Genomic DNA, 15,110 nt, shown 5'->3' with positions numbered 1-15,110 from the left:
CACGAGAGTTGAATTAAGCCGCTTCGGCCGCGAGGCGCTGAGCCTTCTCGATTGCCTCTTCGATGCTGCCGACCATGTAGAAGGCAGCCTCGGGCAGGTGATCGTACTGGCCGTCCACGAGCCCCTTGAAGCCCTTGATGGTGTCTTCGAGCGCGACGAGCTTGCCCGGCGAACCGGTGAAGACTTCGGCCACGAAGAAGGGCTGCGACAGGAAGCGCTCGATCTTGCGGGCGCGGGCAACGGTCATCTTGTCCTCTTCCGACAGCTCGTCCATGCCCAGGATCGCGATGATGTCCTGAAGCGACTTGTAGCGCTGCAGGATCTGCTGGACTTGACGCGCCACGTTGTAGTGCTCTTCGCCGAGGATGGCGGCAGAGAGCATGCGCGAGGTCGAGTCGAGCGGATCCACGGCCGGGTAGATGCCCTTCTCAGCGATCGAGCGAGAGAGCACGGTCGTGGCGTCGAGGTGGGCGAACGAGGCGGCCGGAGCCGGGTCGGTCAGATCGTCGGCGGGCACGTAGATGGCCTGCACCGAGGTGATCGAGCCCTTGTTGGTGGTGGTGATGCGTTCCTGCAGCATGCCCATGTCGGTAGCCAGCGTCGGCTGGTAGCCCACCGCCGAAGGAATACGGCCGAGAAGCGCCGACACTTCGGAGCCGGCTTGCGTGAAGCGGAAGATATTGTCCACGAAGAACAGCACGTCCTGGCCCTGGTCGCGGAAGTTCTCGGCGACCGTCAGGCCGGTGAGCGCGACGCGGGCGCGGGCACCCGGGGGCTCGTTCATCTGGCCATACACGAGCGCGCACTTGGAGCCCTCGCCGCCGCCATGCTTGTTCACGCCCGACTCAATCATCTCGTGATAGAGGTCGTTGCCCTCGCGAGTCCGCTCGCCGACGCCGGCGAACACGGAATAGCCGCCGTGCGCCTTCGCGACGTTGTTGATGAGTTCCATGATCAGCACGGTCTTGCCGACGCCTGCGCCGCCGAACAGGCCGATCTTGCCGCCCTTGGCGTAGGGAGCGAGCAGGTCGACGACCTTGATGCCGGTGACGAGGATCTGAGCCTCGGTGGCCTGCTCGGCGTAAGAAGGAGCCGGCTGGTGGATGGCGCGGACGCCTTCCGACGGGATCGGGCCGGCTTCGTCAACCGGCTCTCCGATGACGTTCATGATGCGGCCGAGCGTTCCGGCGCCGACCGGCACCGAGATTGGTGCGCCGGTGTCGGTGACGGGCTGGCCACGCACGAGACCCTCGGAGGTGTCCATGGCGATGCAGCGCACCGTGCTCTCGCCGAGCTGCTGCGCCACTTCGAGCACCAGGCGGTTGCCGCCATTGGTGGTCTCGAGGGCGTTGAGGATCTCCGGCAGGTGACCTTCGAACTGCACGTCGACGACGGCGCCGATGACCTGAGTGATGTGACCGGTCGCTTTGCGCGGGGTAGTGGCGGTGTTGGCCATGATTGGCTCCTCTCGGATGCTTGTCAGAGCGCCTCGGCGCCCGAAATGATTTCGATCAGTTCCTTGGTGATCATCGCCTGACGCGACCGGTTGTAGGTCATCGTCTGCTTCTTGATCATTTCGCCCGCATTGCGGGTCGCATTATCCATGGCGCTCATGCGGGCGCCCTGTTCGGAGGCGGCGTTCTCAAGCAGCGCGCGGAAGATCTGGACGGTGAGGTTCCGCGGCAGGAGCGTCGTCAGAATCTCGCCTTCCTCGGGCTCGTAGTCATAGACCGCGTCGGTCGCACCGGCACTGGCCTCGATCTGCGCCGGGATGATCTGCTGCGCCGTGGGGATCTGGGCGATCACCGAGCGGAAGCGCGAGTAGAACAACGTCGCTACGTCGAACTCGCCGGCCTCGAAGCGGGCAAGCACCTTCTGGGCAATCATGTCGCCCTGCTCGAAGCCGAGCTGGCGCACGGAGCGCAGGTCGATGAGCTCGATGATCTGTTCGGCGAACTGGCGACGCAGGATGTCGTAGCCCTTCTTGCCAACGCAGATGATCTTGACCGTCTTACCCTCCGCCATCAGGCGGTTGGCATGGTCGCGGGCGAGACGTGCGATCGAGGAGTTGAAGGCACCGCAGAGACCACGCTCTGCGGTGCAGACGATCAGCAGGTGAACGCGGTCGGAACCGGTGCCGGCGAGCAGACGCGGCGTCTCGGGTCCGACAACGATGCCGGACGCAATATTGCCGAGCACCACGGCCATGCGCTCCGCGTAGGGACGCGCGGCTTCCGCCGCATTCTGCGCACGGCGCAGCTTCGCGGCGGCCACCATCTGCATGGCCTTGGTGATCTTCTGCGTCGCCTTGACCGAGGCGATGCGGTTTCGAAGGTCTTTTAAGCTCGGCATCGAGCGGTCCTACCCTCTCCGGAAATCCGGCTGGATCTTACGAGAACGCAAGTCTTTACGAGAAAGACCTTTACGAGAAAGACTTTGCGAAGTTCTGGACGACGCCCTTGAGCTTCGCTTCCGAGTCGCTCGACAGGTCCTTCGAAGCGCGAATGGCTTCGAGGAGATCGGTGTGCTTGCCACGCAGGAGCGAGAGCAGCCCGTCCTCGAACGCACGCACCCGGTTCAGGGGCAAGGCGTCGAGATAGCCGTTCACGCCGGCGTAGATCACGGCGACCTGCTCTTCCATCTTCAGCGGCGAGAACTGCGGCTGCTTCAGGAGCTCGGTGAGACGCGAGCCGCGGTTCAGCAAACGCTGCGTCGTGGCGTCGAGGTCGGAGCCGAACTGGGCGAAAGCCGCCATCTCGCGGTACTGGGCCAGCTCGCCCTTGATCTTGCCCGCGACCTTCTTCATCGCCTTCGTCTGGGCAGAGGAGCCCACGCGCGACACCGAGAGACCGACGTTCACGGCCGGGCGGATGCCCTGGTAGAACAGGTCCGTCTCAAGGAAGATCTGGCCGTCGGTGATCGAGATCACATTGGTCGGGATGTAGGCCGACACGTCGTTGGCCTGCGTCTCGATGACCGGCAGAGCGGTGAGCGAACCCGAGCCGTTGTCCTCGTTGAGCTTCGCTGCACGCTCCAGCAGGCGGGAGTGCAGGTAGAACACGTCGCCCGGATAAGCCTCGCGGCCCGGCGGACGGCGGAGCAGCAAGGACATCTGGCGGTAGGCGACGGCCTGCTTGGACAGATCGTCATAGGTGATCACGGCATGCATGCCGTTGTCGCGGAAGAACTCGCCCATGGCGCAGCCGGCGAAGGGCGCCAGGAACTGCATCGGGGCCGGATCGGAGGCGGTGGCCGCAACGATGATGGAATATTCCAGCGCGCCGTTCTCTTCGAGAACCTTCACGAACTGGGCAACCGTGGAGCGCTTCTGGCCGATGGCGACATAGACGCAGTAGAGCTTCTGCGACTCGTCGTTGCCCTGGTTCAGCGGCTTCTGGTTGAGGATCGTGTCGAGGGCGATGGCGGTCTTGCCGGTCTGGCGATCACCGATGATCAGCTCGCGCTGGCCGCGACCGACCGGGATGAGGGCGTCGATGGACTTGAGGCCAGTCGCCATCGGCTCGTGCACAGACTTGCGCGGAATGATGCCGGGAGCCTTCACGTCCACGCGGCGGCGCTCGGTGGCCACGATCGGGCCCTTGCCGTCGATAGGATTGCCGAGCGCGTCGACGACGCGGCCGAGAAGGCCCTTGCCGACCGGCACGTCCACGATGGCGCCCGTGCGCTTCACGGTCTGGCCTTCGGCGATCTCGCGGTCGGAGCCGAACACCACGATACCGACGTTGTCGGTCTCGAGGTTGAGGGCCATGCCCTGCACGCCCGACTCGAACTGCACCATTTCGCCGGCCTGGACATTGTCGAGGCCGTAGCAACGGGCGATACCGTCACCGACGGACAGAACCTGCCCGACTTCGGTGACTTCAGCTTCGGTACCGAAGTTCTTGATCTGCTCTTTGAGGATCGCGGAGATCTCAGCGGCTCGAATGTCCATCAGTGGACCTCTTTCATCGCTAGACGAATGGAATTGAGTTTGGTGCGCACCGAGGCATCCACCATGCGGGAGCCCATCTTCACGATGAGACCGCCGATGAGGCTCGGGTCAATTTTGACGTCGACGGAGACGTCAGCCTTGGCGACGTCGCGCAGCGCCGCCTTGATTTCGTTCAGCACGGTGTCGGACGGCGCTTCCGCCAGGGTGACCTGCGCCCGGACGATGCCCTTGGCGTCGGACACCAGGTTCTGGTAGGCGCGGATCATGTCCGGCAGGACGAAGAGCCGGCGCTTGGACGCCACGAGACGGACGAAATTGCCAGCAAGGCCGGAAATGCCGGCCTTGTCGAGGATCGCACCGATCGCGTTCGACTGCTCTTCAGCCGTGAAGATGGGATTGGTGATCAGGCGCTGCAAGTCGGCGCTGCCGCGGATCAGCTGGTCGAAGCGGGCGAGGTCGCCGGCCACGATGTCCACGGCATTCGCTTCGCGAGCGACTTCGAACAGCGCCGAAGCATAGCGCAACGCTACGCCCGACAGGAGGGGTCCTTCATGCGAACCGCTTTGCGCCACGTAACCATCTCTCTCGTGTCATAACGGGCCTCGGACCGGAAAGGCCTGCGAACGCGGCATCCGGGAGACCCGTCAGGTATGGAAATGAGCCTGGGACGGGAGCCTTCTCCGCCCGTCAGGCGAGGGTGCACTAGCATGGGTTTTTCCGAGGCGCAAGGCGAGCTGAGCCCTGTTGGGCCGGGAAAAACCGGGCGCCTGCCGAGGCAGGGCCTAAAGTTCCAGCGCCGCGACTTCGCAGTTCGCGAGGAAGCGGCCGGTAAGCCTGCTGAAGAAGGTGCCGTGGCCCACCACGGCAATCGTGGATTCCGGCCGCTCGGCAAGCCAGCCGCGGAACCGCTCGAGCCGCTCCTCGAAGACATGGGCCGGCTCGTAGACGAAGCCGCGCTCGTTCATCTCACCCTCGTTGTGCCACCAGACCTCCTCCAGATGGCCGAAGTGCAGGTGGGGGAAATCCTGGGCCAGATGAGAGACGGCACGGCCTACATCGCAGCTGCTCTCCAGATGCTCCCGGTGAAGGCATTCCACCAGAATCGTCGGCGCGGCCGGATGATCCCCGAACAGACCCATGGTGGTCTGGATCGCCCGGGTCAGCGGCGAGGTCACGACGAGCTCATAGGGGTGCTGGCGCAGTTCCGGCGCCCGCTCGGCCACCTGTTGCCGACCGAGCTCGGTCAGGGGCGCATCGAAATGTCCCGGGTCCTCGCCGTGCTCGACCCAATGGGCGTTGAAGGTGGACTGGCCGTGGCGGATGCAATGGACGATCTTGGGCATGGTACCTGTCTTGATGATGAACGTGTGCTGATCACAAAAAGCTCTGCGGGTCCACATCGATGGACACGCGGGTGTTCCCACGGATCTTCGGACAGCGGGTCATCCAGCCACGCAGGTAAGCCTGGAGATCCACCTCCCGCTCGGTCTTGACCAGAAGGCGGAAGCGATAGCGGCCGCGGATCAGAGCGAGCGGGGCTTCGGCCGGTCCGAGCACTGTGACCCCAGGCGAGGGCTCGGCCACGAGGGCCATGGCGCGGGCATGGGCTTCCGCCGCCTCGCGCTCGGCGGCAGAGACGATGAGGGAGGCCAGACGGCCGAAGGGCGGCAGACCGGCCATTTCCCGCACCCGGGTCTCCTCCTCGTAGAACCGCTCCGCATCGCCAGAGATCAGGGCGGCGATCACCGGATGGTCCGGCTGCCAGGTCTGGACCAGGGCGCGTCCGGGCTTTTCGCCGCGCCCGGCACGGCCCGTCACCTGCTGGAGCATCTGGAAGGTGCGCTCGGCAGCACGCGGATCGCCCGAGGTGAGTCCGATATCGGCGTCGAGCACGCCCACCAGGGTCATGAGCGGGAAGTTGTGCCCCTTGGCCACGAGCTGGGTACCGATGACGATGTCGAACTCGCCCGCCGCGATGGCGGCAAGCTCCGTCCGCAGCCGCTCGGTCCCGCCGGGAAAATCGCTGGAGAGCACGATGCAGCGCTTGTCCGGGAACAGCTCCGCGGCCTCCTCGGCAATGCGCTCGACGCCGGGACCGCAGGGCACCAGCGAATCGACGCTGCCGCATTCGACGCAAGCCTGGGGCGTGCGCTCCACATGGCCGCAATGGTGGCAGACGAGGGAGCGCCGGAACCGGTGCTCCACCAGCCAGGAGGAGCAGTTCGGGCATTCGTAGCGATGGGCGCAGGCGCGGCACAGGGTGAGCGGGGCATAGCCGCGCCGATTGAGGAAGAGCAGCGCCTGCTCACCACGCCCGACCGTATCCTCCACGGACATTACAAGCGTCGGCGAGAGCCAGCGCCCTCTAGGAATGGCTTCCTTGCGCAGGTCCACGGCCCGGATCTGCGGCATGGAGCGACCGCCGAATCGCTCAGGCAGGCGCACATGGCGGTAGCGCCCGCGCTCCACATTGACCCGGCTCTCGATGGACGGGGTGGCCGAGGCCAAAATCACAGAGGCGTTCTCGATCTTGCCGCGCACCACTGCCATGTCACGGGCATGATAATGCACCCCGTCATCCTGCTTGTAGGCCGTCTCGTGCTCCTCATCGACTACGATCAGGCCGAGATCCGCGTAAGGAAGGAACAGGGCCGAGCGGGCGCCGGCCACGACCTTCACCTCGCCCGAGGCGATAGCGGAATAGAGCCGCTCGCGCCTGCGGCCCGTGACGCCGGAATGCCAAGTGGCGGGCTTCACGCCGAAACGGGCAGCGAAGCGGTCGAGGAACTGGGCGGTGAGCGCAATTTCCGGCATGAGGATCAGGGCCTGCCGGCCTTTGCGCACGGCCTCGGCCACCGCCTCGAAATACACCTCCGTCTTGCCGGAGCCCGTGACGCCCTCCAGCAGGATCACGGGCGGATGCGCCTCGCCCATGGCGGCCACGAGCTTCTCCGCCGCCTCGCCCTGGCCGTCCGAGAGTGCGGTGTCGCCGAAGGCGGGGTCGGGCATCTCGGCCACCGGCTCGGCGAGCAAGGCCACTGTCTCCATGGCCCCTTCGTCGATCAGTCCGTTGATGACCCCGGCACTGACCCCCGCCGCTTGGGCGAGCTCGCTCTTGAGGCGCACGACCCCGTCCTGGGCAATCTCGATCACCTTCTGCCGCGCAGGCGTCATGCGCTTAGGCAGAGTGCCCGCCAGCCTCACGCCGACGCGCGCCACCTCCTGCCGGTCGGCATCAGGCACTTTAAGCCCCATGGCCAGCGCCGAGCCCTTAGGCGCGAGCGTGTACCAGGCGATCCAGTCGAGAAACTTGCGCATCTTCGCCGACAGATTCGGCGCCTCGATGACGCCCGTCACCTTCTTCAGGTTGCCGCCCTGACCCTTCCGCAAACCCCAGACGACGCCCACCACCTCGCGGTTGGCGAGCGGCACCTGCACCACGTCGCCCTCCTCAAGGCCGAGGCCGTCCGGCACGGCATAGGAATAGGCCGTGTCCAGCGCCAGCGGGATGAGGACATCGGCGATGCGGCTTGTCATGGGATAAGAGGTTAACCTGTGACTGTTAGGGTTCTGCCCTTGCATAAATGGGACTCATGTCAAGCAGCGCCACACAAAATGTTCTTGATCTGGTCCTCCCCGGTGCGGACGACACCCGCCAGGAAGCGTTTGTCTGGCTCGCCTCGCTGGCCAAAGAGCGGCGGCTCTCGGCAAAGACCGTCGAGGCCTATGCGCGGGATCTGAGGCAGTTCCTGGCATTCCTGACGAATCATCTCGGAGAGCCGCCCAGCGTCAAAGCCATCCTCGGCCTGAAGCCCCTCGACATCCGCGCGTTCCTGGCTGCCCGGCGCATGAATTCGGTGGGAAGCCGCTCGCTGATGCGCCAGCTCGCGGCGCTGCGCTCCTTCGCCCGCCACATGGAGCGGGGGGGCCATGGCACGGCCTCGGCCTTTGCGGCGATTCGCACCCCGAAGGTGGAGAAGAACCTGCCGCGCCCCCTCTCCGCCTCCTCGGCTGTAGCCGTGACGAATGCGGAGACAAGGGTCTCCGAGAACCGCAAGCCCTGGATCCTGGCACGGGATGCCGCCGTGCTGTCACTGCTCTATGGGGCGGGCCTGCGCATTTCCGAAGCGCTGGGCCTGCAGCGCCGGGATGCGCCCGTGAACGGCATCGACGCCATCACCGTCACCGGCAAGGGGGCTAAGATGCGCAGCGTGCCGGTGATCTCAGCCATCCAGCGCGCGGTTGAGGAGTATCTGGCGCTCTGCCCCTATGCGATCCCGCCGGAGGGACCGCTCTTCGTCGGAGCCCGCGGCGGACCGCTCTCGCCCCGGATCATCCAGCTTGCCGTGGAGGAGCTGCGCGGCGCGCTCGGCCTCCCCGACAGCGCCACGCCCCATGCGCTCCGCCATTCCTTCGCGACGCATCTGCTCGCCAAGGGAGGCGACCTGCGCGGCATTCAGGAACTCCTGGGCCACGCCTCGCTCTCGACCACGCAGCTCTACACGAAGGTGGATGCGGCTAGGCTGATGGATGCGTTCAACGCCGCGCATCCCAGGGCAAGAGTGAAGTAGACATTTGATGGATTGTCATCCCGGACGAAGCGCAGCGAGGATCCGGGATCGCTATCAGGAAAAGGCGCTATTCTTGTCCAACGACCCGGGATCGGCTTCACCGTCCGGGATGACGCCATAAACTATTCCGCCGCGACCGGCTGAGCGAGCAATTGCCGTGCGGCAGGCCCGATGTCTCCGGCCGTCCAGTGCGGGCGGCAGACGGAGACGTAGCGCCCTTCGCCGCCGACCTCGACGACCTCGCCGGAACGGACAGCCTCGCCGTTGCGGTCGTATTTCAGGATCATCGTGGCCTTGCGGCCGCAATGGCAGAGCTGCTTGATCTCCTGGAAATCCTGCGCCAGCGCCATCATGGCGATGATCGCGTCGCTGAACAGCGTGCCGTAGACGTTGTTCTTCAGCCCATAGGCCATGACGGGCACGTTCAGCTCGTCGACGATCCAGGCGAGCTGGCGGACCTGATCGGCGGTCATGAACTGGACTTCATCGACCAGGACCACGGTGACCGGCTTCTTGGCATGCTCGGCCGACACGATGGCGCCGATGTCGTCGATCTTTCGCAAGGGGATCGCATCGGCCTCGAGGCCGATGCGCGATTTCACCTTGCCGACGCCGAACCGGTCGTCGATCAGGCTGGTGAACAGCAGCACGTTGCCGCCGTTCTCGATGTAATTGTAGCGAACTTGCAGGAGATGGGTCGTCTTGCCTGCATTCATCACCGAGTAGATGAAGTGGAGCTTTGCCATGAATCCATATTACATGTGAATGGCACGCTTCTCCACCGCGAGGGCTGCTTCCTTCACAGCTTCCGCAAGTGTCGGGTGCGCGTGGCAGGTGCGGGCCATGTCTTCGGACGAGGCGCCGAACTCCATGGCGATCGCCGCCTCGTGGATGAGGTTGCCCGCTTCCGCGCCGACAATATGAACGCCGAGCACCTTGTCGGTGGAGGCATCGGCCAGGATCTTCACGAAGCCGTCCGTGGTGCGATTGACCTTGGCGCGGCCATTGGCCGTGAAGGGGAACTTGCCTGCGTTGTAGGCGATGCCTGCCGCCTTCAACTCCTCCTCGGTCTTGCCCACGGAGGCGACCTCGGGGAACGTGTAGACCACGCTCGGGATCACGTCGTAGTTCACGTGGCCCGCCTTGCCGGCCAGGATCTCTGCCACGGCAACGCCCTCGTCCTCGGCCTTGTGGGCGAGCATGGGGCCGGCGATCACGTCGCCGATGGCATAGATGCCCGTGACGTTGGTGGAGAAATGCGCATCCGTCTGGATGCGGCCGCGATTGTCGAGCTGAACGCCCACCTTGTCGAGGCCCAGACCCTGCGTGTAGGGCACGCGACCGACCGCCACGAGCACCACATCGGCCTCGATGGTCTCAGGCGAGCCGCCGGCGGCGGGCTCAACGGTGAGCGTCGCGCTGTTGCCGGTCCTCTCGACCTTGGTGACCTTGGCGCCGAGCTTGAACGCAAAACCCTGCTTGCCGAGGATGCGCTGGAAGTTCTTGGCGACCTCGCCGTCCATGCCGGGCAGGATGCGGTCGAGATATTCCACCACCGTCACCTCGGAGCCCAGGCGGCGCCACACGGAGCCGAGCTCCAGGCCGATCACGCCCGCGCCGATCACCACGAGGCGCTTCGGCACGCTCTCGAGGTCGAGCGCTCCGGTGGAGGACACCACCACCGTCTCATCGATCTCGATACCCGGCAGGCGGGTGACGTCTGAGCCTGTGGCGATGACGATGTTCTTCGTCTCGAGCATCTGGTTCGAGCCGTCCTCGGCTGTCACCTCGACCTGACCCGCAGCAGCGATACGCGCGGTGCCGATGAAGGCATCGATCTTGTTCTTCTTGAGCAGGAACTCGACGCCCTTGGTGTTGCCGTCGACGCCCTCCTGCTTGAATTCGAGCATCTTCTTGAGATCGAGGGTCGGCGCGCTCACGCCGATGCCCATGTCGGCGAAGTGCTGCGCATCATGGAACATGTGCGAGGCATGGAGCAGCGCCTTCGATGGAATGCAGCCGATGTTCAGGCAGGTGCCGCCATGGGTCTTGCGCTTTTCCACCACGGCGGTCTTCAGCCCGAGCTGGGCTGCCCGGATGGCGCACACATAACCGCCGGGGCCGGTGCCGATGACGATGAGATCGTAGGACATTGATTTACCCTCGCTTCGTCATCACCGGCCTCGTGCCGGTGATCCCGATACGGTGAAGCGCAGTGCCTCTCCGATCGAGATGGCCGGCACAAGGCCGGCCATGACAGGAATGTTGAAAACTTACAGATCGAGCACGAGGCGCGCCGGATCTTCCAGGGCCTCCTTGACCCGTACCAGGAAGGTCACGGCTTCCTTGCCGTCGACGATGCGGTGATCGTAGGAGAGCGCGAGATACATCATCGGGCGCACGACCACCTGACCGTTGCGCACCACAGGGCGGTCCTCGATGCGGTGCATGCCGAGAATGCCCGATTGCGGCGCGTTGAGGATCGGCGTCGACATGAGCGAGCCGTAGATGCCGCCGTTCGTGATGGTGAAGGTGCCGCCTTGCATCTCGTCGATGGAGAGCTTGCCGTCACGCGCCCGCTTGCCGAAATCGGCGATTGTCTTCTCGATGCCAGCGACCGACAGGTCGTCCGCGTCGCGCACGACAGGCACAACGAGGCCCTTCTCAGTGCCGACCGCAATGCCGATATGGTAGTAGTTCTTGTAGACAAGGTCCTGGCCGTCGATCTCGGCGTTCACCGCCGGCACGTCCTTGAGCGCTTGGATCACCGCCTTGGTGAAGAAGCCCATGAAGCCGAGCTTGGTGCCGTGCTTTTTCTCGAACACGTCCTTGTACTGGCTGCGCAGCTGCATCACCGCGCCCATGTCCACGTCGTTGAACGTGGTGAGCATTGCGGCGGTGTTCTGGGCCTCCTTCAGGCGGCGCGCGATGGTCTGGCGCAGCTTCGTCATCTTCACGCGCTCTTCGCGCTCGGCATCGCTCGGCGCGGAAGGCGCGCGCACCTGAACCGGGGCAGCGGGAGCGGCAGCCTGGGCGCCGCCGGTCGCAATCGCCGCGAGCATGTCGCCCTTCGTCACGCGGCCATCCTTGCCACTGCCGCCGACGTTCGCCGGGCTCACGCCGCTCTCGGCGGCAAGACGGGCAACGGCCGGGCCATGATCCTGGGCTGCCCCGGGAGTCGCGGCCGCGGGAGCAGGCGCTGCAGCGGGAGCAGGTGCGGCCTTCGGAGCTTCAGCCTTCGGGGCTGCGGCCGGAGCCGCCGCGCCGCCGTCGACGATGGAGCCGAGCACCGCGCCGGGGCTCACCGTCTCGCCATCCTTGGCGATAATGTCGCCCAGCGTGCCGCTGGCAGGCGCGTTGACCTCGAGGGTGACCTTGTCGGTCTCGAGCTCAAGCACGGGCTCATCGGCCTTCACGGGATCGCCGGGCTTCTTGAACCAGCGGCCGATGGTGGCCTCTGACACGGATTCGCCAAGGGTGGGTACGCGGATTTCGGTTGCCATGATCGTCTTTTGGTCTTTGCGGGGCTGGTTTCCCAGCCCCTCGGAATCGGGTGAGAGCTCCCGCGGGTTTTACGCCGCGAAAGCCTCGTCGAGGAAGGCCTGCAGCTGGGCCTGATGCTTGGACATGAGGCCGGTGGCGGTGGCGGCGGAGGCAGGACGGCCCACGTAACGCGGACGATCCACCTTGGAGCCGGCCGTCTTGAGCACCCATTCGAGATAGGGCTCGACGAACATCCAGGAGCCCATGTTCTTGGGCTCTTCCTGGCACCACACCACGTCGGCCTTCTTGAAGCGGGCGATCTCGGCCGCCAGCGACTTCGCCGGGAACGGATAGAGCTGCTCGACGCGCAGCAGGTAGACATCGTCGATGCCGCGCTTCTCGCGCTCCTCGAGCAGGTCGTAATAGACCTTGCCCGTGCAGATCACCACGCGCCGGATCTTGTCGTCCTTCACCAGCTTGACGCTGTCGCGCCCGGTCTGAGCGTCGTCCTGCAGAACACGGTGGAAGTACGTGCCTTCCGAGATGTCGGCGAGCGAGGACGTGCAGCGCTTGTGGCGCAGCAGGGACTTCGGCGTCATCAGGATCAGGGGCTTGCGGAAGTCGCGCTTCAGCTGGCGGCGCAGGATGTGGAAGTAGTTCGACGGCGTCGAGCAGTAGCCCACCTGCATGTTGTCCTCGGCGGACATCTGCAGCCAGCGCTCGAGGCGGGCGGAGGAATGTTCCGGTCCCTGTCCCTCGTAGCCGTGTGGCAGGAGGCATACGAGGCCCGACATGCGCAGCCACTTGCGCTCGCCCGACGACACGAACTGGTCGAACACAACCTGAGCGCCGTTGGCGAAGTCGCCGAACTGAGCCTCCCACAGGGTCAGCGCATTCGGCTCGGAAAGCGTATAGCCGTACTCGAAGCCGAGCACCGCCTCTTCCGAGAGCATCGAGTTGATGACCTCGTAGCGGGCTTGGTTTTCCGAGATGTGGTTGAGGTTCGTGTAGCGTTCCTCGTTCTCCTGGTCGATGAGCACCGAGTGGCGCGACGAGAAGGTGCCGCGCTCCACATCCTGACCGGAGAGGCGCACGCGGTGACCCTCAAGCAGCAGAGAACCAAAGGCCAGGGCCTCGGCCATGGCCCAGTCGAAGCCCTCGCCAGCCTCCAGCATCTTCTTGCGGTTGTCGAGGAAGCGCTGGATCGTGCGATGGAGATGGAAGCCCTCCGGAATGGTGGTGAGCGCCTTGCCGATCTGCTGCAGGGTCTCGACCGACACGCCCGTCTGCCCGCGGCGCGGATCGTCCTGGTCCTCGCGCACGGCCTTGAGGCCCGACCAGCGGCCATCGAGCCAGTCGGCCTTGTTGGGCTTGTAGCTGCCTGCGATGTCGAACTCGGCGTCGAGTTTTGAGCGCCAGCTCGACTTCATCTCCTCGAGCTCGGCCTCGGTGATGACGCCCTCGGCGAGGAGCTTCTTGGAGTAGAGCTCCACGATGGCCGGATGCGACCGGATCTTGCGGTACATGAGCGGCTGGGTGAAGGCCGGCTCGTCGCCCTCGTTGTGGCCGAAGCGGCGGTAGCAGAACATGTCGATGACGACAGGCTTCTGAAACTTCTGCCGGTATTCGGCCGCGACTTTGGCGGCGAAAACCACAGCCTCCGGATCGTCGCCGTTCACGTGGAAGATCGGCGCCTCGACCATCTTCGCCACGTCAGACGGATAGGGCGAGGAGCGCGAGAAGCGCGGGTCGGTGGTGAAGCCGATCTGATTGTTGATAATGAAGGAGATCCAGCCGCCGGTGCGGTGACCGCGAAGCCCCGACAGCCCGAAGCATTCCGCCACCACGCCCTGGCCGGCGAAGGCCGCATCACCATGGATGAGAAGCGGCATCACGGCGGTGCGGTTGTCAGGCGTGCAGCCGTGCTGGTCCTGCTTGGCGCGAACCTTGCCGAGCACTACGGGATTGACGATCTCCAGGTGAGAGGGGTTCGCGGTGAGCGACAGGTGGACGTTGTTGCCATCGAAGGTGCGGTCCGACGAGGCACCCAGATGGTACTTCACGTCGCCCGAACCTTCCACGTCGTCGGGCGCGAAGGAGCCACCCTTGAACTCGTGGAACAGCGCCCGGTGCGGCTTGCCCATCACCTGGGTGAGCACGTTGAGGCGGCCGCGATGGGCCATGCCGAGCACGATCTCCTTAACGCCGAGATTGCCGCCGCGCTTGATGATCTGCTCCAGCGCCGGGATCAGCGACTCGCCGCCGTCCAGACCGAAGCGCTTGGTGCCGGTGTAGCGGACATCCAGGAACTTCTCGAAGCCTTCCGCCTCGACGAGCTTGTTGAGGATGGCGCGCTTGCCTTCCTTAGTGAAGGTGATCTCCTTGTCGGGACCTTCGATACGCTCCTGAATCCAGGCCTTCTCGACCGGATCGGAGATGTGCATGAACTCGACGCCGAGCGTCTGGCAATAGGTGCGGTCCAGGATCGCGACGATCTCGCGGATCGTGCCGAATTCGAGGCCGAGCACGTTGTCGAGGAAGATCTTGCGGTCCCAGTCGGCTTCCGTGAAGCCGTAATGGGACGGGTGCAGCTCCTGGTCGTTCGGGCGCGGGTTGATCTCGAGCGGATCGAGCTTGGCATGCAGGTGGCCGCGCACGCGGTAGGCGCGGATCAGCATGATGGCGCGCACGGAATCGCGGGTCGCCTGCTGCACGTCGGCCTGGCTGATCTCGGCGCCCTTGCTTTCAGCCTTCGCCTTGATCTTATCGCCGACAGCCTTCTCGACCTGAGCCCAGTTGCCGTCGAGCGCCGAGACGAGTTCGCCGTTGGCGTGGATCGGCCAGTTCGCCTTCTCCCAGGACGGGCCCTTGGCGGCTTTCTCGACAGCCTGCTTGTCGTCCTTCAAGGCGCCGAAGAAGGCCTGCCACTCGGCATCGACCGAGGACGGATCCTGCTCGTAGCGGGCGTGCAGATCCTCGATATAGGACGCATTCGCCCCATAGAGGAAGGCGGTGTTGAGAAGCTTCTCGTTGGCGTCTTGGCGTGCCATGACAATACTCGATCCAAAATGACTGTGGGCCGCCCCGGGTTCGAGGCGGCCTTT

Annotated in this window: 11 protein-coding genes; 1 reads left to right on the top strand and 10 read right to left on the bottom strand. The window is 65.0% G+C overall.

The window, feature by feature from the left end:
• Positions 1-13: 13 nt before the first annotated feature.
• From atpD to VB618_RS11295, 6 genes are all read right to left on the bottom strand, one after another.
• Entirely contained in the window at positions 14-1,456 is a 1,443-nt protein-coding gene (gene atpD / locus VB618_RS11320) for a F0F1 ATP synthase subunit beta (RefSeq protein ID WP_329796748.1), read from the bottom strand.
• Positions 1,457-1,479: 23 nt separating this feature from the next.
• Positions 1,480-2,352 (bottom strand): F0F1 ATP synthase subunit gamma, encoded by an 873-nt coding sequence (locus VB618_RS11315; protein WP_329796747.1) that lies wholly within the window; start codon positions 2,350-2,352, stop codon positions 1,480-1,482.
• Between the two features lie 70 nt (positions 2,353-2,422).
• Positions 2,423-3,952, bottom strand: a complete 1,530-nt coding sequence (gene atpA / locus VB618_RS11310; RefSeq protein ID WP_329796746.1) for a F0F1 ATP synthase subunit alpha — start codon at positions 3,950-3,952, stop codon at positions 2,423-2,425.
• Positions 3,952-4,524: a F0F1 ATP synthase subunit delta gene (locus VB618_RS11305; RefSeq protein ID WP_329796745.1), complete on the bottom strand. Its 573-nt coding sequence runs from the start codon at positions 4,522-4,524 to the stop codon at positions 3,952-3,954. Before VB618_RS11305 ends, atpA begins: the two co-directional genes overlap by 1 nt.
• 210 nt (positions 4,525-4,734) lie before the next feature.
• The gene (locus tag VB618_RS11300; protein ID WP_329796744.1) at positions 4,735-5,295 is read right to left on the bottom strand and encodes a histidine phosphatase family protein; all 561 of its coding nucleotides are present in this window, start codon (positions 5,293-5,295) and stop codon (positions 4,735-4,737) included.
• 31 nt (positions 5,296-5,326) lie between these two features.
• Positions 5,327-7,489, bottom strand: coding sequence for a primosomal protein N' (locus tag VB618_RS11295; protein WP_329796743.1), 2,163 nt, complete (start codon positions 7,487-7,489; stop codon positions 5,327-5,329).
• A gap of 47 nt (positions 7,490-7,536) precedes the next feature.
• On the opposite strand from VB618_RS11295, the gene VB618_RS11290 reads away from it, so the two are divergent.
• Entirely contained in the window at positions 7,537-8,523 is a 987-nt protein-coding gene (locus tag VB618_RS11290; RefSeq protein ID WP_329796742.1) for a tyrosine recombinase XerC, read from the top strand.
• 122 nt (positions 8,524-8,645) lie between these two features.
• Here the strand turns inward: VB618_RS11290 and VB618_RS11285 are convergent, their stop codons facing one another.
• The 4 genes from VB618_RS11285 to VB618_RS11270 form a co-directional block, all read right to left on the bottom strand.
• Positions 8,646-9,269 carry a thymidine kinase gene (locus VB618_RS11285; RefSeq protein WP_329796741.1) on the bottom strand — a complete coding sequence of 208 codons (624 nt, stop codon included), beginning with the start codon at positions 9,267-9,269 and terminating at the stop codon, positions 8,646-8,648.
• A 9-nt stretch (positions 9,270-9,278) separates the two neighbouring features.
• A complete protein-coding gene (gene lpdA, locus VB618_RS11280) occupies positions 9,279-10,676 on the bottom strand; it encodes a dihydrolipoyl dehydrogenase (protein ID WP_329796740.1) in 1,398 nt (465 codons plus the stop codon).
• Positions 10,677-10,796: 120 nt separating this feature from the next.
• Positions 10,797-12,026 (bottom strand): 2-oxoglutarate dehydrogenase complex dihydrolipoyllysine-residue succinyltransferase, encoded by a 1,230-nt coding sequence (odhB, locus tag VB618_RS11275; RefSeq protein ID WP_329796739.1) that lies wholly within the window; start codon positions 12,024-12,026, stop codon positions 10,797-10,799.
• Positions 12,027-12,095: 69 nt separating this feature from the next.
• Positions 12,096-15,056: a 2-oxoglutarate dehydrogenase E1 component gene (locus tag VB618_RS11270; protein WP_329796738.1), complete on the bottom strand. Its 2,961-nt coding sequence runs from the start codon at positions 15,054-15,056 to the stop codon at positions 12,096-12,098.
• Between the last annotated feature and the right edge of the window lie 54 nt (positions 15,057-15,110).

The sequence above is a fragment of the Microvirga sp. CF3062 genome (assembly GCF_036314045.1).
Taxonomy (GTDB): Bacteria; Pseudomonadota; Alphaproteobacteria; order Rhizobiales; family Beijerinckiaceae; genus Microvirga.
The sequence above is the reverse complement of the archived record's forward strand: the minus strand, read 5'-3'. Positions and strand labels throughout refer to the sequence as shown.